The sequence below is a fragment of the Priestia sp. TRN 1309 genome (assembly GCF_050846875.1).
GTDB classification, from domain to species: Bacteria; Bacillota; Bacilli; order Bacillales; family Bacillaceae_H; genus Priestia; species Priestia zanthoxyli.
The window spans coordinates 695,404-714,018 of sequence record NZ_JBOZGM010000001.1; the positions used below are offsets into that span (position 1 = coordinate 695,404).

The window sequence follows — 18,615 nt, forward strand, 5'->3', positions numbered from 1 at the left end:
ATAGGTTTTTTTAGAAAGTTCATAAAAAAATTTTATAATGATAGTCTAGAAAAAAGCTTGGTCTAAAAGAAAGTTTCTTCCAAGACCCAAACTTTTTTGCTTTTTGCTTTATTTTTCACTTAGCTTTAAAAAATCAATAAATGCTTTCACGACCGCTAGATTCAAATAAGAAGGATCATACATGAGCCAAGTGTTTCGAAGCAAAGGTGATTCATCTCGGTATGAAAGTCCGTATGTATATAAATTGTCGCTGGAGTGAAGACAAATTTCAGGCAAAATTGCAAAGCCTAAATCATTTTTAACCATTTCTTTAGCTGTTTCTTGCCGGTCAACTTCCATTGCCACAAACGGAGGCTCTGAAAACTTGTCATGCCACCAGTCTTGAATGAGATCTTTTAGCGACGTATCGGTTTTATAGTTAATATAAGGCAGGTTCGGCAAGTCATCGATCGCAATTTCTTTTTTTGAAATTAAGCAAAGCCGCTCTTTTGTCAGCAGTGATTTTTCTCCGTTCCACGGATAATTGCCTCGCAAAATACCAACATGAACACGCGAAGAGTCTAATAGATTCATAACTTGCGTACTCCACCCTGTATTTACGCTGAACTGTACATTTGGATAGTGAAGAGAAAACTGTTTTAAAATTTTTGGGAGCTTATGCTGTGCGAAGTTACTCGATACCCCTAGGCGAAGCGTTCCCGTAACGGTTTCGCTCATATTACGCATGCTGTCTTTTGTTTCTTGCAGCTGCTTCCACATATCTTCCGCATAGCGAACAAGATGCTCACCTTCAGATGTAAACTCAATTCCTTTTTTCGTTTTGAAAAAAAGCGTTACGCCAAATTCTTCTTCAAGATTTTTAAGCCGGTAGCTTAAAGAAGGCTGCGATACGTAGAGCCTCTCAGCCGTTCGCGTAATGTTCTTTTCTTCGTGAAGCGTTTTAATTAATATCCAATCTTTTTGATCCATCCCAATTCCCCCTTGTATTTAGATTATAAAAAAATTTTTAAAAAGACAATAAATTTTATGTATTTTACTTATGACCACCTCTATTATACGATAAATGGCAAATGAACCGGTTCTAAATAGTAAAAAAATAAAATGGTTTGATGAACGCCTCGGCGTTTGTTAGTAGGGGAGAAAGGTGATTAAGATGACGCGTATTCCTGTAACGGTTATGAGAGGTGGAACGAGTAAAGGGGTCTTTATCAATCATGAAGAAATGCCTGTGAACAAATCGGATTGGGAACCGTTTTTGCTAGATATAATGGGAAGTCCGGATCAACGTCAAATTGACGGGTTAGGCGGAGCTAATTCGCTGACAAGTAAAATTGCGATTATTAAAAAATCAGATTTAGAAGAAGCTGACGTAGATTACACGTTTGCGCAGGTCAGCATCAGCGAATCTCTCGTTGATTTTAAAGGAAACTGCGGCAATATCTCCTCAGCAGTGGGACCTTACGCAATTGAACAAGGACTTGTACAAGCTGTGGAACCGGTGACCAAAGTGCGGATTTATAATACGAATACTAAAAAAGTAATCGTAGCGGAAGTAGAAGTAGAAAACGGGAAAGTGAAAACAGAAGGAGAATGTATGATTCCTGGAGTGCCAGGTACGGGTTCACCTATTTATCTTTCGTTTGAAAACGGAGAAGGAGCCGTTACCGGAAAACTGCTTCCGACCGGGAACGCTATTGATCTTCTGCAAACATCTATCGGAACAGTAAAAGCATCAATTGTTGATGTAGGAAATCCGCTTGTATTTGTTAAAGCAGCGGATATTGGCCTAAAAGGAACAGAACTTCCACATGAATACACGGACAAACAGCTGAAGCTATTTGAAGAAATTCGCTCCATTGCAGCGGAAAAAGCGGGGCTCGCACCTCAAGACAAAGCAACTAAACTATCACCAGCGGTTCCAAAAATGACGATTATTGCTCCTCCAATGGACCACCGCGACGGGACTGGCAGAGAAAAAGCTGCTTCTCAAATGGACGTATTAATTCGCATGATGTCGATGCAAAAACCGCATCAAACGCTTGCGATTACAGGAGCAATTTGTACAACGGCGGCTATCTATACAAAAGGCACGCTTCTGTCAGAAATGGTTCAACTAAAAGGCGATACGGTTCGACTTGCTCATCCAATGGGAATTATGGAAACCAGTGTAGATCTAAAAGAAGGACAGGTTAATGGAATCAAAGTAGTGCGTACGGCCCGTCTTATTTTTGAAGGATTTGTTTATACAAAGCACGCGTACGATGTATGTTTATCAAGTTAATAACGTTCTCTAAAAAAAACTCTTTCTAGGAAACTAGGAAGAGTTTTTTTGTGTTAGAATATTTTTACTAAATATTGAAAAAAGTTGGTGGTAGTATGAAAAAAAGAACGTATATTGATTTAAGCCACGTCATTGAAGACGGAGTTATCACGCATAAAGGCTTGCCGGCACCGATTATTTGCGACTATTTAAGCCGAGAAGAGTCTAAAAAGCTGTATGAACCAGGGACTGAATTTCAAATCGGTAAAATTGAAATGGTCACGAATACCGGTACGTATATTGACGTGCCGTTTCACAGATATAAAAACGGAGCAGATTTGGCTCAAACGGCTATTGATAAAACAGCCGGACTGGAAGGAATAGTAGTTTCAGTCGACCCGACTTTAACGGCTATTGATGAATCTCATTTTCAGCATATAGACGTAAAAGGCAAAGCGATATTAATTCATACGGGATGGGATCGCTACTGGAATACAGACGATTATCTAGAAAACCATCCATACTTAACAGAAAGCGCGGCGGCTTATTTAGTATCTCAACAGCCCGCTCTTGTCGGAATTGATTCGATGAATATTGACGACACAAAAGGAAAAGCAAGACCAGCTCATACGCTGCTGTTAGGAGCGGACATTGTGATTGCTGAACACTTATGTCGCTTAGATCAACTAACGGAGTCCTTTTTATTTTACGCCGTGCCTCCTAAAATAAAAGGAGCCGGAACATTTCCGGTAAGAGCATTTGCGGAGGTAGAAAGAACATGATCCAATTACATAGATACAGGGAAGTGCAGGAATTTAAAAACCAAGTCGAGCCGTTTTTAGAGAAAAATGAAGTTCTTCACAACTTAGCGCTTGGCATTTTACAAAGCTTGCAGGAAAACAGCAAACCAAATTTTATGGGTGTTATTTTAAAAGACAGCCGTGCTGCGCTTGTGTTACTGCAAACCCATCCTCAGCAAATCATCCTGTCTCAAATACAGAAGCTAACGGATGATGAGCTGAACGAAGTAGCGGAGCTGTTACAAGAAACCGCCGTACCGGGCTTAGTTGGAGAAAGGCAAACGGTTTTATATCTTTCTCAAAAACTAGCAGCGCTAAAAAATCAAGAAGCTTCGTTAAAAATGGATCAACGTATTTACCGGTTAGACAAAGTGAAAAAAGCTGCGGACGCTGACGGAGTTCTGATAAAAGCAAAGTTGGAGCATCTTCCGCTCGTGACGGAATGGATTTGGGAGTTTATGGGCGTCATTGGAGAGCCTGTATCAAAAGAACAAGCTGTCAAAACAGGAGAAGCTTTTATTAAAGCAGAACGGCTATTTTTATGGGAAGTAAACGGCAAGTATGTGTCCATTGCTAATGCTACGCGTCCGACAACCCACAACGTTACGATTAACTTTGTGTATACGCCGCGGGAAGAACGTAAAAAAGGCTATGCATCAAGCTGTGTGTCCACGCTTTCTCAGCTTATGCTAGACAGCGGTTTTCAAACAACAAGTCTATACACGGACACGACAAACCCTACGTCTAACAAGATTTACATGGAGATTGGGTATGAACACGTAGCTGATTCAGCATTAGTTTTATTTCATGAAAAAAAGTAGCAGGCTGTCTGCTACTTTTTCTATTACTTAAGGTTTTTTAACTAAATTAACGTGATTTAACGTTTTGCTATCATCAAAAATAAATTCAAGATCATAGGCGCCGGCGTGATACGTGTATCTCGTTTGAGTCGCACCATCACCTTTTACTTTGCTTGTAAAGTTTGGCTGACCTAATTCTTTCTTTAAGTTAGCTTGCGTGATGGACCCTAAATTTGTTTGACGCTCTACATTTGTACCAAAATAGCGGATTTCGTTAATGACATTATTTTGGTCATAACCAAATGCATATCCAGGGTGACCCATTTCCGCATGATAGTAGTCAAAGTTATTTGATGAACCTTCAGGCGGAGGACCGAACTGATCTCGAACATCTTGACGCAGGCTTTTGCCAATTTTTAAGTCTGCTGTTAATCGCGGCACTTCACCTTGCACCGCCGCATTATAAATTTCGTTAATGTTCTTTACAGCTGTTTGACTTTGACTGCTTGTTTCTTGAGATGTAGCTGCATGTGCTGGTGTATCAAGCTGAGCGACAGGAGCAAATCCAAACGCAGCAATTCCTGTAATCGTCGCAGCAGCAGCCGCTTTTGATAGTCGTTGTTTCATTTTCATGATTTTTTCCTCCTATATATAACGATTTAGCAATCTCAGTCTACCTAAAAGAGAAGGTAGGCCAGAATGGTCAAGGAGTCTTAGTTGAGTTGGTAACTGATATATATAATGTAACACGCCTTTCAGAATATAAACGTCAGGTAAGGTGAAAAGCAAAAAACGATTCATTTATCATAGGTTAAAAGATTTGTTTTTATTCCTTTATTATGTAAAAAAACGTAATATAGGGAGGGTTCTAAGTCTTTATAAAAAACTAGATAATAACTGTAAGTATGATACAATAAATCAAGTATTTGTTAAAAATATAATATTTATTGCTGGAGTTTTGATGTATGGAAAAAAATTTGATGAGAGGTACGCTTTTGTTAACAGCGTCTTCTTTGCTAACAAAGATTTTGGGTTTTATTTATATTATTCCGTTTACAGCGCTAGTCGGAACGTCAGGTTACGCGCTTTATAAGTATGCATACGGTCCATATACCTTGATGCTAAGCTTATCGACAATGGGTCTTCCGCTTGCTGTTTCGAAGTATGTATCGAAATATAACGGGCTTGGAAACTACAGGGCAGGGCAAGATCTATTAAAAGCAGGCCTTCTATTAATGACGATAACAGGCATAATAGGATTTTTAGTCCTCTATACAATGGCGCCTTTGCTCGCTGAGCTAGTGATTAACGGAAAAGATTCCTCAGGAAATAGTCAAAAAGACGTGGTATACGTGATTCGAATGGTGAGCTTTGCTTTAATTATTATCCCGCCTATGAGTCTATTACGAGGCTACTTTCAAGGTAACCAGTCCATGGGACCATCCGCGCTGAGTACAATTATTGAACAAATAGTGCGTGTACTGTTTATTTTAGCAGGAGCATACGCTGTTATTCATCTCTTTCATAGCACGATGACAAAAGCTGTTGGAATTGGTACGTTTGGAGCGTTTATTGGAGGCGTAGGGGGAATAGGGATTCTCGGTGCGACGTATCTAAAGCGCAAGCGGCTGATTATGAAGGAAGTGAACAGCGGAAAGAATAATAAATCTGTTCCGTTCTCTTTAATGTTCAAAGAGCTTGTGACGTACGCTGTTCCGTTTGTATTAGTTGGTTTAGCTATTCCAATCTATCAAAATATTGATACGTTTACGATTAACATGCTTTTTCAATCAATAGGGTATGGACAAGCTAAAGCCGAAACAATCAACTCTGTCATTGGGTTAGCGCAAATTTTAGTAATGGTGCCGGTATCGCTAGCGACTGCCTTCAGCATGTCGCTGATTCCAGGTATTACATCTTCTTTTGTGCAAGGAAATTTACGAGAAGTAAAAGGAAAGATTACAAAAACGCTGCAGCTGCTGTTGTTTTTTACTCTTCCTTCTGCGGTGGGGCTTTGTTTATTGGGTAAGCCGGTATATATGATGATCTTTGGAGCGAAAAACAGTCCTGAAATCGGTGGAGTTGTTTTACAATGGTATGCGCCTGCTGCCATTTTATTTGCTCTTTTTACCGTAACAGCCGCGATTCTTCAAGGAATTAATCAGCAAAAAAAATTAATTTTTGGCTTGGGCTTAGGTATTGTTATGAAGATAGTATTAAACGTACTGTTGGTTTCAAGCTTAAAAGAAATTGGACCTGTTGTCGCGACGTACGGAGGATATGGTGTATCGGTTATCTATAACTTTTATTTAATTGAAAAATCCATTTCTTACCGAGTTCAATCACTAGGAAAAGCCGCGTTGACGCCTGTTTTATTAGTAAGTGTGATGTCAGCCGCTGTGCTTATTGGCAATTATGCTTCTCACTATTTTCTAGAAAATAAGCTGTCTGCATCTTCACTTGCGATTAGCACGTCTTGTATTTCAATAGCTTTAGGTGCTGCTGTGTATCTAGGGCTTGGCGTCAAAACAAGTTTAGGGCAATCTGTTGTGTTAAATAGAAGAAAAAGAATGTAAAGGAGAGAAAGAAGTGTCAAAACGATTTGTACTAACCGTAGCCGCTGGAGGATGTATCATAATCTTCAGCGCGCTGCTGCTACTAAACTGGGAAAAGGTGTTCGGAGACTACCGTCCCATTCAAACAGCAACAGCCGTATTCAAGTTAGAAGTGGGAAGTCAAGATGTAGCAAAGACTACGGATTCAGATAATGTTCTTTACTATATGGTGAAAAAAGGACATTTAGATGAATATATTCAACTGATGGATGAAAAAGGCTATGTGTTAAAAGAGAAAGATATTGATCATAACCGACTTGTTTTTAACAATGGACAAGAGGATGAGCAAATTTACTACAAGCGCTTTGCTAGGAAGTATACGATGATTGATGGAGAAGGGTAAAAGCCTTCACTTGGAATTACTACATACTAAAATCATTAAAAGAAAACACCACCTTGCGAATAAAAGGTGGTGTTTTTTTGTTAGATTATCTCATCTTAGTTTTACTCTTGCTATCCCTGTTACGACCATACTCGTAATAAAAATAACTATGATTCCAATGTTGGTCGGGGTATCAAAAAATGTTTTTGAAACGGCTAAAGCGATAATAAGCCCAATAGCTATGCCAGATAGTTCTTTCATTAATTTCACCGTTAACACCTCTTAACAATATTACTAAGGAAAAGTCTAACATTATTGGTAAAGTGGTTTCAATTAATAACACATTAACCGAAGAGGTATAATAGAACTTATTTGCTACCACTAAACCCTCTTGACCGTCAACAGATTCAGTATAAGTGCTTTGTGAAGAAGTATAGAATGATTCAAGAAGTGAGGTAAAGGCTTTAACTTTTATTTTATATTTTAGTAGACTAAAACCGTATAATCCTATCTGTTTTTGAAGTTTTTTTGCGTGAAAAAGAAAAATAATATTGACAATTGTTGAAAAACTATTAATATTGACTATATTACATAAAACAAATAGCTATTGTTTTCCTTATCAAGAGAGGTGGAGGGACTGGCCCTGTGAAACCCGGCAACCGCTGTCTATGACAGAATGGTGCCAAATCCTTAAGAACAGTATGTTCTTGAAGATGAGGAAGAGACGTTTGGTTAACGAGCTCTTCCTTTATATAAAGGAAGAGCTTTTTTTATATTATAGGGGGAGTAAGTTAAATGAAGAGATTTCTTATTTTAGCAGTTGCGCTTGTACTACTCGTAACTGGCTGTCAGTCAAAAAGTACAAAAAGCAGTGGAAGTGAAGAGAAAGGAAAGAAGCGAATTGCTCTTGTTTTGCCTGAAAAGATTGGAGTTAACCCGTTTTTTCAGCAAATGGATGATGGAGCAAAGCGCGCTGGGAAGAAGTATAACATTGATGTAAAGACAATTGAATCTACGGACCAAGCAGCCATTGAAAGTAATTTGCGTGCTGCGGTAGCCGAAAATTATGACTTGATTATTACATCTTCTTTTGAATCCGAAGATGCGTTGAAAAAAGTAGCTCAAGAAAATCCGCAGCGTCAATTTGCGATTATTGATACAGTGGTCGATTTACCAAATGTAAGAAGCATTGTATTTCGTGAGCAAGAAGCTTCATATTTATTAGGAGCAGCGGCAGGATTGATTACGAAAACGAATAAAGTAGGAATGGTTGCAGCTGATGATATTCCATTATTAAAAAAATGGACGGTAAGTTTTAAAGAAGGATTACAATCAACAAATCCAAAAGCAGAGTTTCTAGTAAACTATGTTGGAAGCTTCTCTGATCCAGCTAAAGCAAAAGAACTTGCTATTTTACAAGCTTCAAAAGGCGCTGATTTTATCGCCGGAGCATCAGCAGTAGGCGACTTGGGTGTATTTGAAGCAGCAAAAGAAAAAGGTTTTTATACGGCAGGACAAGATATTGACCGTACGGAAGTAGATCCTGAGCATATCGTTTTATCGCAGTTAAAAGGATCTGATGCAGCTGCTTATGAAACGGTAGAAGCACTCGCAAATGACAAATTTAAATCGGGCGTAGTGACATACGGCTTAAAAGAAAAAGGTGTTGGGTTAACGTATGTGACTCAAGACAGCAAGACGCCTCTTAGTGACTTTGTAGGACAAGATGTGATTAATCAATTAAAAGAAATTAAAGATTCGATTATTGATGGAAAAACAGTGGTAAAAGATCCGTTAGCAAAGTGAGTTGAGAAGAGAAGTCGAGTAAGGCTGGCTTCTCTTTCTTATTTTTGAAAAAAACCTAAAGGGGAAAGGAGCAATGAATGGAATGAGTGAGCTGCTGCAGTTAACGAATTTAACGAAGAAATACGGTTCATTTTTAGCAAACGATAACGTGTCTTTTACGCTAAAAAAAGGCGAGGTTCACGCGCTGGTCGGAGAGAACGGTGCTGGTAAAACAACGTTGATGAGGATGCTTTACGGAATGGAAAAGCCGAGTTCAGGAAGTATTCAGCTACATGGGAAAACCGTCTCGTTTTCATCTCCTGCGGATGCGATTAAAAACGGAATAGGCATGGTGCATCAGCATTTTATGGTTTTTCCTCATTTTTCAGTGGCTGAAAATATTGTCTTGGGGCATGAGCCAAAGAAAGGTCTCTTTTTTAATAGAAGGCAAGCGAAAGAGGATGTTCAGCAATTAACCCAAACCTATCAGATTTCAGTAGATGTTCATAAAAAAGTAAAGCATTGCTCAATTGGAGAACAGCAAAAGATTGAAATTTTAAAAGTGCTGTATCAAGGAGCAGAAATCATTGTTTTAGACGAGCCTACCGCTGTACTTACTCCTCATGAAGTGAAGGAACTATTAAAAACAATCCGTTTTTTGGCTTCACAAGGAAAAAGCATCATTATTATTACACATAAGCTGCAAGAAGTGATGGAAGTAGCGGACCGCATCACGGTTCTGCGAAATGGTAAAGTAGCCGGCGTCACAAATAAAGAATCTACTAATGCTCACCATTTAGCCAAGCTGATGGTAGGACGAGAATTAAAAGAGCGTCCTGCAAGAGTGCCGTCACAAGGCACCTCTCATTTAAGCGTACAAAATCTCTTTTTAAAAGGAAAAGGACAAAAAAACGTATTGCAAAATGTGTCTCTTCACGTTTCAGCAGGAGAAATTGTCGGTATTGCAGGCGTTTCAGGAAATGGGCAATCAGAGCTGCTTCAAGCAATCGCTGGATTAGTAGAAACAGACAGCGGAAGTATTAAACTTGGAGAAGAAGATCTTACAGGGCAATCTGTGCGTGAAAGAAGAGAAGCAGGAATCGCTCATATTCCAGAAGACCGCTATATGTGGGGAGCCTCTAAAGACGATACGATCGAAGAAAATGCGCTGATGGGCTATCAGTATAAAGCTTCTCACTCGAAAATGGGCTGGCTGAAAAGAAAGATATTCAAGTCGAGCGTGGAGGGATGGATAAATGAATTTTCCATTAAAGCCACTTCATCTAAGCAAAAAGCTGGAGAACTTTCAGGGGGGAATCTGCAAAAATTGATTGTTGCCAGAGAGCTTGGCCAAAACACTTCTTTTCTACTTGCTGCTGAACCAACGCGAGGAGTGGATATCGGAGCAATGGAACGTATTCATGATGCATTGATTCAAAAACGGAATAATGGATCTGCTATTTTACTTGTGTCTTCAGAACTGTCGGAGATTATCTCACTATCAGATCGAATTTTAGTGATGTACGAAGGCAGTATTGTTGGAGAGCTTACAAGGGAAGAAGCAACGGAAGAGAAATTAAGCATATTAATGGCAGGAGGAACGGTAGAAGGTGATACAGTTGCAGAAACTTCTTAAATCATTAATCCAGCCAGTTATTGCAGTCATTTTTGGCTTAGCAATAGGAGGCATTATTATTTCTTTAACTGGTGGTTCGGTTCTTCAAACATATACAGAGCTCTGGAATGGAGCGTTTGGTAATTTTTATTTCTTCACCACTACGCTGGCTCGCGCTACACCTATTCTTTTAATTGCGTTAGGTGTCGGGTTTGCTTTTAGAGCAGGTGTGTTTAATTTAGGTGGAGAAGGGCAGATGGTCGTTGGAGCGATTAGCGCAGCGATTGTTGCTTATTACCTACCGGCTCCAGGGATGGTCAAGCTTATAGCGGCTATTGCAGCTGCTGTTGCGGCAGGAGGGTTGCTTTCTGTTTTAGCAGGCTGGATGGAAGCCGCGTTTAAAATTCAGCTTGTCATTTCGACGCTTTTATTAAATTATATCGCTGTTTTATTTGCAAGTTATTTAGCAGGTCACCCATTTCAAGATAAAACAGGCTCAGCAGCTCTCGCTCAAACGCCTATGATTGAGCAATCGGCGTGGCTTGGAAAAGTGTTTCAAGGAATGCCTCTTCATGTCGGATTTATCATTGCTTTAATCGGTGCGCTACTGCTATGGACAGTGCTTCGCTACTCTGTGTTTGGGTACGAAGTGAACGCATCAGGAAAAAATCCCTTGTTCGGAGCGTATGGAGGCATTCATCAAGTAAAAGTCATGCTGTTCAGTATGTTCATTAGCGGGAGCTTGGCTGGATTAGCAGGAGGGTTTGAAGTGCTTGGTTCACAGTACCGATTTGTAGACGGTGCGCTTACCGTTCCTGGATATGCATGGACTGGAGTGATGGCTGCTCTGTTAGCAAAATCGAATCCAATCGGCATTATTTTTACGTCTCTTTTACTTGCCGCTTTGCAAACAGGAGCGATGGGTCTAGAGCGTAATACAGAAATTCCGTTAGAAATTGCGAGTATTATGCAAGCTGTACTCATTCTATTTATCTCAGCAAAATTTACAAAGCAGTGGTGGAAAGCAAAAAAGAAAGGAGCTGATATTCGTGGAGCTGCTTGATTGGTCACTGTTAAATGCAACGCTGCGAATGGTTGCGCCTATATTATTAGCGGCGCTAGGCGGAATGCTTTGCGCGCGCGTGGGCATATTTAATGTAGGGCTAGAAGGTCTGATATTGATTGGGGCTTTTAGCGGAATTGCCGGTAACTATTATACTCACAATGTCTTTTTTGCGATCGTGATTGCGGCTGGAGCAAGCTTACTTTTTGCGTTGCTGTTTGGGATGATGGTCGTGATATTTAAAGCGAATGAAATTGTTGTTGGGGTGTCTATTAATTTTTTAGCACTGGGCTTAACGACATTTTTACTCCGGACTATTTTTCATACAAAAGGTGCCTATTACGATAAAAACATGCATGGAATAGGCACATGGGATATTCCTTTAATTAAAGACATACCTATAATCGGCGACATTGTTTCCGGGCAGTCACCGCTTGTCTATTTTGCATTTTTAGCAGCTATTGCTTTTTATATCTTTTTTTATCGAACGATTTTTGGTTTTCGTCTTCTAGCAGTAGGCTACAATCAAGTAGCAGCAAGTACGCTTGGGTTAAAAGCAATAAGATATCAGCTGTTTGCGATTGCAGCATGCGGAATTCTGTGTGGGATTGCAGGAGCACAGCTTTCATTAGGGCAAGTCACGATGTTCTCAGAAGGCATGACTTCAGGGCGTGGATTTATTGCACTTGTTGCGATGATGCTCGGTCAGTCTCATCCGATCGGTATTTTAGCATCGAGTATACTTTTCGGTTTAATGGATGCGGTGAGCACACGACTGCAAGGTTTTTCAATACCGACCGAGTTCACGATGATGGTGCCGTATGTACTTACATTAGCAGCGATGTTTTTCCTGCGAGATAAAGGAGTCGAAACGAATCAAACAAGTCAGCAAAGTGCACGCTGATAAAAAAATAAAGAGGTGGTACCTATGAACAAAGCAGACCGTATTAAACGAATGAAAACACCGGAAATTGATCCAAAGTATGAAGGACGAGTGCCTCCGGGTCAGGTAGTAACAGAGCGCTTTCCCATTTTACATGAAGGCGACGTGCCGGAGTATAACTTAGAGGAGTGGACGCTTCGCGTGTTTGGGTTGGTAGACAAAGAAGTGACGCTTTCGTATCAAGATATATTGAACATGCCTCAAACAACGGTGAAATGTGATATTCACTGCGTAACGAGATGGACAAGACTTGATAATGAATTTACGGGCGTGCTGTTTACAGACTTTTTAAAAGCAGTTGGCGTGGAGTTGAAAAGTAAATATATCATGCTGCACGGAGATAATGACTATACGTCAAATATTGAAGTAAAAGATTTACTGAGAGACGATATTCTTCTCGCTCATTCCTTTAACGGAGAGCCGCTTACACCTAAGCATGGATATCCGCTGCGATTGGTTGTGCCGCATTTGTACTTTTGGAAAAGTGTCAAATGGCTTCGAGGCTTTGAAGCTATTGATGAAAACCATCCGGGCTTTTGGGAGCAAAACGGCTTTCATCTTAGAGGAGATCCGTTTAAAGAAGAGCGTTTTTCTGGAGAAGATTTAGGCATTCCAGAAGATGAGTGGGTACATAAAGACTATGATTAATAAAAATGCCTATGCGTGTGCATAGGCATTTTGTTAGCGCTGGCGGTTTAATTCCCACACAACGTGGCGAAGTTCAGGCAAAATCAGTTTGGTCATAGCTAGGCGAACAGCACCGCTTGATCCTGGTGTAGAAAAAACGGCTTTTTCGTTAATCGTCCCGGCAATTGCCCGGCTCATAATCGCTGCGCTGCCAATGTCTTCGGTGTAGCTCAGCATGCGAAACAGCTCCCCAAACCCGACGATTTCTTTATGAATCAGCGCTTGAACGGCTTCAATTGTGACGTCTCGTTTTGTAATGCCGGTGCCGCCGTTTGTGAGAACAACGTCAATGTCCTCAGCACTGCATCCGGTAAGTATCGCTTGTTGAATCGACGTTTGATCGTCTTTTACAATTTCATAAGAAGCGACCTGCATCTCGTGTTCTTTCAGAAGTTGAATCATTAGCGCGCCGCTTTTATCGGTTTCTTTTGTACGTGTATCGGATACCGTAATGATTTTGCAGCGAACGGGCTGAGTTGCTTTGGATTTATGTTCGTGTACGCTCATTATGTACCTCCTTTATGATTCCGTACGCTTATAGTCACCGTTTTTGCCGCCTGATTTTTCAAGCAGATACGTTTCGCCAATAATCATGCCTTTATCAATGGCTTTGCACATATCATAAACGGTTAATGCGCAGGCAGAAGCGGCGGTTAAAGCTTCCATTTCAACACCCGTTGATCCTTCGGTTTTAACCGTTGCTTCTATTACTAAACGGTATTGATCATGGCTTGTATCCCAGTCAAATGAAAGGTTTACGCCTTTTAATAAAAGAGGGTGACACATCGGAATAATGTCAGACGTGCGTTTTGCTGCCATAATCCCTGCTACTTGTGCGACAGCAAGCACGTCACCTTTTCCGATTTTATGTTCTACAATGGCTTCGTGAATTTCTTTGTTAACGAGTATGCTTGAACGAGCTGTTGCAACGCGGCAAGTGATAGATTTTTCGCTAATATCGACCATATTGGCACGGCCTTGGTCATTAAAATGTGTAAAAGAAGACATCGGTGTTTTCATCCTTTTTCAGTAAATTTTGTTGTATGATAGAAATAGTGAGATATGCTATGATTTTACACCATAGCGTAAAAAGTGAACAGACATAAAGGAAGTGAAGAATGTATGTTAGAAAGCAGAACACCTATTTCAATTCCTGAAGCAATTGAAAAAGTTATGACATATAAAAGAAAAGGCAGCATCGAACGCGTATCGATCACCGAAAGCTACGGGCGCTATTTAGGAGAAGATATTATTGCCGACCAAAACGTGCCTCATTTTAATAAATCGCTTTATGACGGCTTTGCGGTTCGAGCACAAGACTGCGTAGAAGTATCAAATGAACATTCTGTAGAGTTCGAAGTTGTAGGTGAAATCGGCGCTGGCTCTGTTTTTGAAGAAGAAGTAAAGCCGTTTCAAGCAGTGCGCATTATGACAGGAGCGCAAGTGCCTCATTCATGTGATGCGGTTGTGATGCTTGAAGTAACGAAGTCGTATGAAAAAGAAGGCAAAACATATATGGCGTTAAGCAGGCCTGCTTCAAAGTGGGAACACATTGCGTTAAAAGGAGAAGAAACAAAAAAAGGAGACGTGCTCGTTTCAAAAGGAACGCGCATTAATCCGGGCGTCACGGCTTTTTTAGCTACGTTTGGCTATGCGGATGTAGCCGTGATGAAGCAGCCGGTGGTTGGCGCGTTAACAACGGGAAGTGAACTGCTTGATGTAAATGAGCCGCTAGAGCCAGGAAAAATCCGCAACAGCAACTCTTATATGGCACTTGCGCAAATCGTAAGAAGCGGGGGAATTCCGAAATATTTAGGAAAGCTTGAAGATGATTTTGACCGCTGCTATGAAGCGGTAGAAAAAGCACTTGAAGAAGTGGATATTTTACTGACAACCGGCGGGGTATCCGTTGGTGACTATGATTATTTGCCGGCTATTTATGAAAAGCTTGGTGCCAATGTTCTGTTTAACAAAATTGCGATGCGACCGGGAAGCGTCACAACAGTCGCAGAACGAAACGGACAGCTGCTGTTTGGATTATCAGGAAACCCATCTGCTTGCTATGTCGGGTTTGAACTGTTTGTACGTCCGATTGTTCGCAGCTTTTTACATTCACCGGCGCCTCATTTACATAAAACAAAAGCGGTGTTAAACGGCCGTTTTAAAGAGCCTAACGCATTCACAAGAATGGTGCGAGGAGAAATTACAGACGAAGGGGGAAGGCTCTTAGTAACGCCTGTTGGCATGGACAAGTCGGGTGCTATTTCGTCTTTAGCTGCGGCGAACGGCTTGATTGTTCTTCCGGGTGGAGAGCATGGATACGATAGGGGAATAGAAGTGGATGTGCTGCATCTTGAAAAAGAAGGTACAAGTTCGCTTTGGGTATAAAAGCAGAAGTCTGCTTATTGCTTGTCCTTTTTTTCAATAAGAATTTGAAGCAGTTCTGTAATTCGATCTAATTTGCTTTCAATGCGCACGAGTAAGTAAAAAGATAGCGCAACTGGAAAGCCTAATTCTTTAATATAACTAACCAAGTTTTCTATAATTGCATACCTCCTTCAATTAGAAGATACACTATAATATGTGATTTCTAAGTATTTGTTCACAGGGTATACGTCCATTTTTAAGACAAAAGTCCTTAAGAAATAAGAAAAAGCAGCCTCGGCATTGGCAAGCGAGGCTGCTTTTTATAAGGGTTCATTCACACGTATTCAAGTATGAACGATTATTGGAATTAAACTATAACATATTTTAAAATATAAATAATACTTTTGATGTGTTCTAACATATGAATAAGAGGTGCACTTTTAATTCATCGATTTAATTGGTCCTCCTAATGAAAAATCAACTAAATGAAGGATGTATAAAAAGTTGCATATTCTATAAAAGTGACTTTTTCAGAACTCTTACTTCCCTAAGGGTTCTCTTTTTTGCTGTGTGCCTAAGAGGGTGGTTTGTGTACACGGTCTTAATCCTGAGATAAATAAATCCAGTTGATTTCATCAAATTCTTCAATACTATAATTTGAACCTATATTCTTTAACATTTTATTGAAGAATTTTAGGTTAACTTCATGATCATACAAATCTTCTTGAATGTATTCCTTAATAATAAAGTTTGTTAAATTTGTATTATTAACAAAGTCTGAAAAGAACGACGTTATAAGGTCTGAATCTTTTTCGTTTAATTTTTCATCATTAATAATCGAAATCCTAAAAACGTTTAAAATCGCGTCAATATCTTCTGCATCCATATAACATAATGGATCTAGTTTTTTATCTTCTTCTGTAAATGGATTTCGAGTGTCTTCAATAACTACATAAGATATAATTCTTCCATTCCTTGATACATGGAAGATTTCTAAATCACGCAATTTTAAATTTCTATGAAGCGATATCATAAGTTCCTCCTGCTAACATGTTGATGTACGATATTTTTATAAATTAGATATTGTTAAATCTGTAGTATTCAGTTTACAGTAAAATAGTCTTGTGTGGTATTAATTAACAAATATATAAACATATACTTTGTTAAGGAGGAGTAGATAAAATGTATTATTTAGAACCAAAAGATTATGATAAGATACATAACATTTTAAAAGCGTCATTTAAGACTCCTACATTTGCTTTTTCTGTCGTTAATCACGTTATTGAAGGATCTGTGTATGTAAATGATCGTATGAGGCCAACGTCAGGATTTCTTAGAATACCTGCAGGTGACTATTATGTATTTGGTAAAGGAAATGATGGGGTGTTTAATAAATCTCTCTATCGTTACTTTGTTGAGAATGTTTATGGTAAGGAAAAACGTTTTACTGTTTTTACTCCATCGACCGACTGGGAGGCTTTTTTTGACGAGACTTTCGAACCATACGTAAAGAAAATGATGCGTTCTAAGTATAGATTTGTTCCTTCAAAAGTTCCTTCTAAGTATAATCTTCCCGATCTTTATGAGTTAAAAGATTTTAACTCCGATGCTTTAAGAAAAAGTAAGAATTTTAATGAATCATATATAGTGGATTACTGGGGATCAGAAAGTCATTTTCTGAAAAACGGATTAGGTGTTTGTGTTATCCATAAAGAAAATATTGTCGCTGAATGTGTGTCGATCTTTCATAGTGGAACAATAGCTGAAATCGATATTGTGACTAATCCTAGCTATAGAGGACAGGGACTGGGAAAGATAGTAGGTCAAGAGTTTGTAAAAAAGTGTTTAGAAAAGAACGTTATGCCTGCTTGGGATTGCGATAATAATAATGAAGCGTCAAAAGTATTAGCTAGTAAACTTGGATTTTCTAATGAAGAGAGTTACGCTCTATATGTATTAAAATGAAAAGCCCTAGAAATATGGTTTTTTTCTTTGTACCAACAACATATTTTAAGTTAACTAAGTCTAATTATGATAGGTATGTTTAAATACTGTTCTAAAGGTATGTTGAAATGTAATTATAAGGAAGAAGAGGTGGATATAGGGATGTTGACGGCAGTAGTTGTAACTGTTTCAATTTTATCTTTAGCTTGGATTGTAGGGGAAAAAGAGCAGCCGAGGAAACAATGATTAGAAGAAAAAGCATCTGAGGTGGTATATATGCAAAGACAGCAAGGCATTACTGTCCTTTTATTAATGTTAGGAATGGCAGCTATTTCTTTAGGGATGGCTTTGAAAAATGTATTTGAGTACTCTCCTACGGTAGGATGGCTTCTAGGAACCGCAATATTAACAGGTAATTCTATTTATACAGGTGTACAAAAGTTTAATTCCATAATCATTTCTTGTTAGGTTTTAATCGTATTTGAAAAGGGTATAGTATCTTTTAGTCAAGCTGCTAGAATAATTGTCGCAAACGTTTGCAATCAATATAGATACACTGTTCTAAAAAAGCTGTCCACCCCAAAACAAAGGGAAGAACATCCAATTTTGACATGCAGGAACGCAAAGCGTAGAATCTTTCTAACAGATAAACAAATTACTATTTTAAGAGGCTTAAAATTTAGGTTGATTTTATATAAGGGAGCGTACATATTTGAAAAATCAGTTTGCTCAATTAATACAGAATAATGAAAGCGTTCATATTTACTACAACATTGACGATATGAAAAGTTACTTAGACAATCTTGTGTCTTATATTGTTTCGGGTATTGAACAGAAGAGACATACTTTAGTTATAGAAAGTGAAAGATTAATTCCATTAATTTTTGAAAAATTAGAGGGAATTCTAACTAAAGATCAATTAACCTATATACATACTATTAATAATTTTGATTATTACTGTTCAAGTGGAAGTTTTCAGCCTGCCATAATCTTTGAACACCTTTCTAGACACTTAGATCCTTTCTATAAAAACAATACATCTTTTCAAATATGGGCTCATGTAGAATGGGGGCAGCAAGAAGGAATTATACCTATTCTAGAAGAGTTTGAAAATGAAGCCGATAAATTAGTAAATAAAGGCGGATTGTATTTAGTATGCGCTTATGATGAAGAGAGAGTACCAGAAGTTCTTAAGCTCGCTTTAATGAAATGCCATCCATACGTAATTTTAGAAAACAAAATTGCGCCATCCCATTTATATGTAATGACAGATGCAGTGTAATTGCTATTTTTGTTGGGATTTGCTCATAAAAACACAGGTGAATAGAGAACAAATAAAGAGCCTTATACTTTAAGGCTCTTTACTTATTGTTTTCGAAAGTTATTATGTTAACTAAAATTGCATCTTGAATAG

Annotated in this window: 21 protein-coding genes and 1 riboswitch; of the genes, 14 read left to right on the forward strand and 7 right to left on the reverse strand. The window is 39.0% G+C overall.

Going from position 1 to position 18,615, the window contains the following annotated elements; genetic code table 11:
* Positions 1-108 precede the first annotated feature (108 nt).
* On the reverse strand, positions 109-969 hold the full coding sequence (locus ACRPLQ_RS03610) for a LysR family transcriptional regulator (RefSeq protein ID WP_071271746.1): 861 nt from the start codon (positions 967-969) through the stop codon (positions 109-111).
* 184 nt (positions 970-1,153) lie between these two features.
* On the opposite strand from ACRPLQ_RS03610, the gene ACRPLQ_RS03615 reads away from it, so the two are divergent.
* The 3 genes from ACRPLQ_RS03615 to ACRPLQ_RS03625 all read left to right on the forward strand — a co-directional run bounded on the left by ACRPLQ_RS03615 (position 1,154) and on the right by ACRPLQ_RS03625 (position 3,881).
* On the forward strand, positions 1,154-2,281 hold the full coding sequence (locus ACRPLQ_RS03615) for a 2-methylaconitate cis-trans isomerase PrpF family protein (RefSeq protein WP_063247156.1): 1,128 nt from the start codon (positions 1,154-1,156) through the stop codon (positions 2,279-2,281).
* A gap of 95 nt (positions 2,282-2,376) precedes the next feature.
* On the forward strand, positions 2,377-3,042 hold the full coding sequence (locus ACRPLQ_RS03620; protein ID WP_340843626.1) for a cyclase family protein: 666 nt from the start codon (positions 2,377-2,379) through the stop codon (positions 3,040-3,042).
* Positions 3,039-3,881 (forward strand): GNAT family N-acetyltransferase, encoded by an 843-nt coding sequence (locus ACRPLQ_RS03625; RefSeq protein WP_340843625.1) that lies wholly within the window; start codon positions 3,039-3,041, stop codon positions 3,879-3,881. The genes ACRPLQ_RS03620 and ACRPLQ_RS03625 overlap by 4 nt, the downstream gene beginning before the upstream one ends.
* Before the next feature lie 27 nt (positions 3,882-3,908).
* Here the strand turns inward: ACRPLQ_RS03625 and ACRPLQ_RS03630 are convergent, their stop codons facing one another.
* Positions 3,909-4,493, reverse strand: coding sequence for a YjgB family protein (locus ACRPLQ_RS03630; protein WP_340843624.1), 585 nt, complete (start codon positions 4,491-4,493; stop codon positions 3,909-3,911).
* Positions 4,494-4,825: 332 nt separating this feature from the next.
* Between ACRPLQ_RS03630 and ACRPLQ_RS03635 the strand changes: the two genes are divergently transcribed.
* A complete protein-coding gene (locus ACRPLQ_RS03635) occupies positions 4,826-6,436 on the forward strand; it encodes a putative polysaccharide biosynthesis protein (protein ID WP_340843623.1) in 1,611 nt (536 codons plus the stop codon).
* A 13-nt stretch (positions 6,437-6,449) separates the two neighbouring features.
* Positions 6,450-6,818 (forward strand): hypothetical protein, encoded by a 369-nt coding sequence (locus ACRPLQ_RS03640; protein WP_034267584.1) that lies wholly within the window; start codon positions 6,450-6,452, stop codon positions 6,816-6,818.
* A 90-nt stretch (positions 6,819-6,908) separates the two neighbouring features.
* Here the strand turns inward: ACRPLQ_RS03640 and ACRPLQ_RS03645 are convergent, their stop codons facing one another.
* Positions 6,909-7,058 carry a hypothetical protein gene (locus ACRPLQ_RS03645; protein ID WP_156830712.1) on the reverse strand — a complete coding sequence of 50 codons (150 nt, stop codon included), beginning with the start codon at positions 7,056-7,058 and terminating at the stop codon, positions 6,909-6,911.
* A gap of 352 nt (positions 7,059-7,410) precedes the next feature.
* Positions 7,411-7,517, forward strand: a riboswitch (SAM riboswitch).
* Positions 7,518-7,592: 75 nt separating this feature from the next.
* Here ACRPLQ_RS03645 and ACRPLQ_RS03650 point away from each other — a divergent pair.
* The 5 genes from ACRPLQ_RS03650 (at position 7,593) to ACRPLQ_RS03670 (ending at position 12,851) form a co-directional block, all read left to right on the forward strand.
* Entirely contained in the window at positions 7,593-8,603 is a 1,011-nt protein-coding gene (locus ACRPLQ_RS03650) for a BMP family protein (RefSeq protein WP_432235676.1), read from the forward strand.
* An 82-nt stretch (positions 8,604-8,685) separates the two neighbouring features.
* Positions 8,686-10,218, forward strand: coding sequence for an ABC transporter ATP-binding protein (locus ACRPLQ_RS03655; protein ID WP_034267605.1), 1,533 nt, complete (start codon positions 8,686-8,688; stop codon positions 10,216-10,218).
* Positions 10,193-11,260 carry an ABC transporter permease gene (locus ACRPLQ_RS03660; protein ID WP_034267581.1) on the forward strand — a complete coding sequence of 356 codons (1,068 nt, stop codon included), beginning with the start codon at positions 10,193-10,195 and terminating at the stop codon, positions 11,258-11,260. The genes ACRPLQ_RS03655 and ACRPLQ_RS03660 overlap by 26 nt, the downstream gene beginning before the upstream one ends.
* Positions 11,247-12,164 carry an ABC transporter permease gene (locus ACRPLQ_RS03665; protein ID WP_047750055.1) on the forward strand — a complete coding sequence of 306 codons (918 nt, stop codon included), beginning with the start codon at positions 11,247-11,249 and terminating at the stop codon, positions 12,162-12,164. The genes ACRPLQ_RS03660 and ACRPLQ_RS03665 overlap by 14 nt, the downstream gene beginning before the upstream one ends.
* Before the next feature lie 24 nt (positions 12,165-12,188).
* Entirely contained in the window at positions 12,189-12,851 is a 663-nt protein-coding gene (locus ACRPLQ_RS03670; RefSeq protein ID WP_028414925.1) for a sulfite oxidase-like oxidoreductase, read from the forward strand.
* Between the two features lie 33 nt (positions 12,852-12,884).
* Here the strand turns inward: ACRPLQ_RS03670 and ACRPLQ_RS03675 are convergent, their stop codons facing one another.
* Both ACRPLQ_RS03675 and moaC read right to left on the reverse strand, forming a co-directional pair.
* Complete coding sequence (locus tag ACRPLQ_RS03675) at positions 12,885-13,397, reverse strand: MogA/MoaB family molybdenum cofactor biosynthesis protein (RefSeq protein WP_432235677.1); 513 nt, start codon at positions 13,395-13,397, stop codon at positions 12,885-12,887.
* Between the two features lie 12 nt (positions 13,398-13,409).
* Entirely contained in the window at positions 13,410-13,898 is a 489-nt protein-coding gene (gene moaC, locus ACRPLQ_RS03680; protein WP_432235678.1) for a cyclic pyranopterin monophosphate synthase MoaC, read from the reverse strand.
* A 114-nt stretch (positions 13,899-14,012) separates the two neighbouring features.
* On the opposite strand from moaC, the gene ACRPLQ_RS03685 reads away from it, so the two are divergent.
* On the forward strand, positions 14,013-15,278 hold the full coding sequence (locus tag ACRPLQ_RS03685) for a molybdopterin molybdotransferase MoeA (protein WP_432235679.1): 1,266 nt from the start codon (positions 14,013-14,015) through the stop codon (positions 15,276-15,278).
* Between the two features lie 14 nt (positions 15,279-15,292).
* Here ACRPLQ_RS03685 and ACRPLQ_RS03690 read toward each other — a convergent pair whose 3' ends face one another.
* Together ACRPLQ_RS03690 and ACRPLQ_RS03695 are read right to left on the reverse strand one after the other, a co-directional pair.
* Positions 15,293-15,424: a YvrJ family protein gene (locus ACRPLQ_RS03690; protein WP_014458777.1), complete on the reverse strand. Its 132-nt coding sequence runs from the start codon at positions 15,422-15,424 to the stop codon at positions 15,293-15,295.
* A gap of 434 nt (positions 15,425-15,858) precedes the next feature.
* Complete coding sequence (locus tag ACRPLQ_RS03695; RefSeq protein ID WP_432235680.1) at positions 15,859-16,290, reverse strand: terpene synthase; 432 nt, start codon at positions 16,288-16,290, stop codon at positions 15,859-15,861.
* A gap of 149 nt (positions 16,291-16,439) precedes the next feature.
* On the opposite strand from ACRPLQ_RS03695, the gene ACRPLQ_RS03700 reads away from it, so the two are divergent.
* From ACRPLQ_RS03700 to ACRPLQ_RS03710, 3 genes are all read left to right on the forward strand, one after another.
* Entirely contained in the window at positions 16,440-17,222 is a 783-nt protein-coding gene (locus tag ACRPLQ_RS03700) for a GNAT family N-acetyltransferase (protein ID WP_416420485.1), read from the forward strand.
* Between the two features lie 255 nt (positions 17,223-17,477).
* Entirely contained in the window at positions 17,478-17,669 is a 192-nt protein-coding gene (locus ACRPLQ_RS03705; protein WP_182030019.1) for a hypothetical protein, read from the forward strand.
* Positions 17,670-17,913: 244 nt separating this feature from the next.
* A complete protein-coding gene (locus ACRPLQ_RS03710; protein ID WP_028414918.1) occupies positions 17,914-18,483 on the forward strand; it encodes an MEDS domain-containing protein in 570 nt (189 codons plus the stop codon).
* The last annotated feature ends 132 nt before the right edge of the window (positions 18,484-18,615 follow it).

Excerpts from the sequence above, each read along its gene's own strand:
- ACRPLQ_RS03610 (WP_071271746.1), bottom strand. The coding sequence starts at position 969 with ATGGATCAAAAAGATTGGATATTAATTAAAACGCTTCACGAAGAAAAG.
- ACRPLQ_RS03615 (WP_063247156.1), top strand. The coding sequence starts at position 1,154 with ATGACGCGTATTCCTGTAACGGTTATGAGAGGTGGAACGAGTAAAGGG.
- ACRPLQ_RS03620 (WP_340843626.1), top strand. The coding sequence starts at position 2,377 with ATGAAAAAAAGAACGTATATTGATTTAAGCCACGTCATTGAAGACGGA.
- ACRPLQ_RS03625 (WP_340843625.1), top strand. The coding sequence starts at position 3,039 with ATGATCCAATTACATAGATACAGGGAAGTGCAGGAATTTAAAAACCAA.
- ACRPLQ_RS03630 (WP_340843624.1), bottom strand. The coding sequence starts at position 4,493 with ATGAAAATGAAACAACGACTATCAAAAGCGGCTGCTGCTGCGACGATT.
- ACRPLQ_RS03635 (WP_340843623.1), top strand. The coding sequence starts at position 4,826 with ATGGAAAAAAATTTGATGAGAGGTACGCTTTTGTTAACAGCGTCTTCT.
- ACRPLQ_RS03645 (WP_156830712.1), bottom strand. The coding sequence starts at position 7,058 with ATGAAAGAACTATCTGGCATAGCTATTGGGCTTATTATCGCTTTAGCC.
- ACRPLQ_RS03650 (WP_432235676.1), top strand. The coding sequence starts at position 7,593 with ATGAAGAGATTTCTTATTTTAGCAGTTGCGCTTGTACTACTCGTAACT.
- ACRPLQ_RS03655 (WP_034267605.1), top strand. The coding sequence starts at position 8,686 with ATGAGTGAGCTGCTGCAGTTAACGAATTTAACGAAGAAATACGGTTCA.
- ACRPLQ_RS03670 (WP_028414925.1), top strand. The coding sequence starts at position 12,189 with ATGAACAAAGCAGACCGTATTAAACGAATGAAAACACCGGAAATTGAT.
- ACRPLQ_RS03675 (WP_432235677.1), bottom strand. The coding sequence starts at position 13,397 with ATGAGCGTACACGAACATAAATCCAAAGCAACTCAGCCCGTTCGCTGC.
- moaC (WP_432235678.1), bottom strand. The coding sequence starts at position 13,898 with ATGTCTTCTTTTACACATTTTAATGACCAAGGCCGTGCCAATATGGTC.
- ACRPLQ_RS03685 (WP_432235679.1), top strand. The coding sequence starts at position 14,013 with ATGTTAGAAAGCAGAACACCTATTTCAATTCCTGAAGCAATTGAAAAA.
- ACRPLQ_RS03695 (WP_432235680.1), bottom strand. The coding sequence starts at position 16,290 with ATGATATCGCTTCATAGAAATTTAAAATTGCGTGATTTAGAAATCTTC.
- ACRPLQ_RS03700 (WP_416420485.1), top strand. The coding sequence starts at position 16,440 with ATGTATTATTTAGAACCAAAAGATTATGATAAGATACATAACATTTTA.
- ACRPLQ_RS03705 (WP_182030019.1), top strand. The coding sequence starts at position 17,478 with ATGCAAAGACAGCAAGGCATTACTGTCCTTTTATTAATGTTAGGAATG.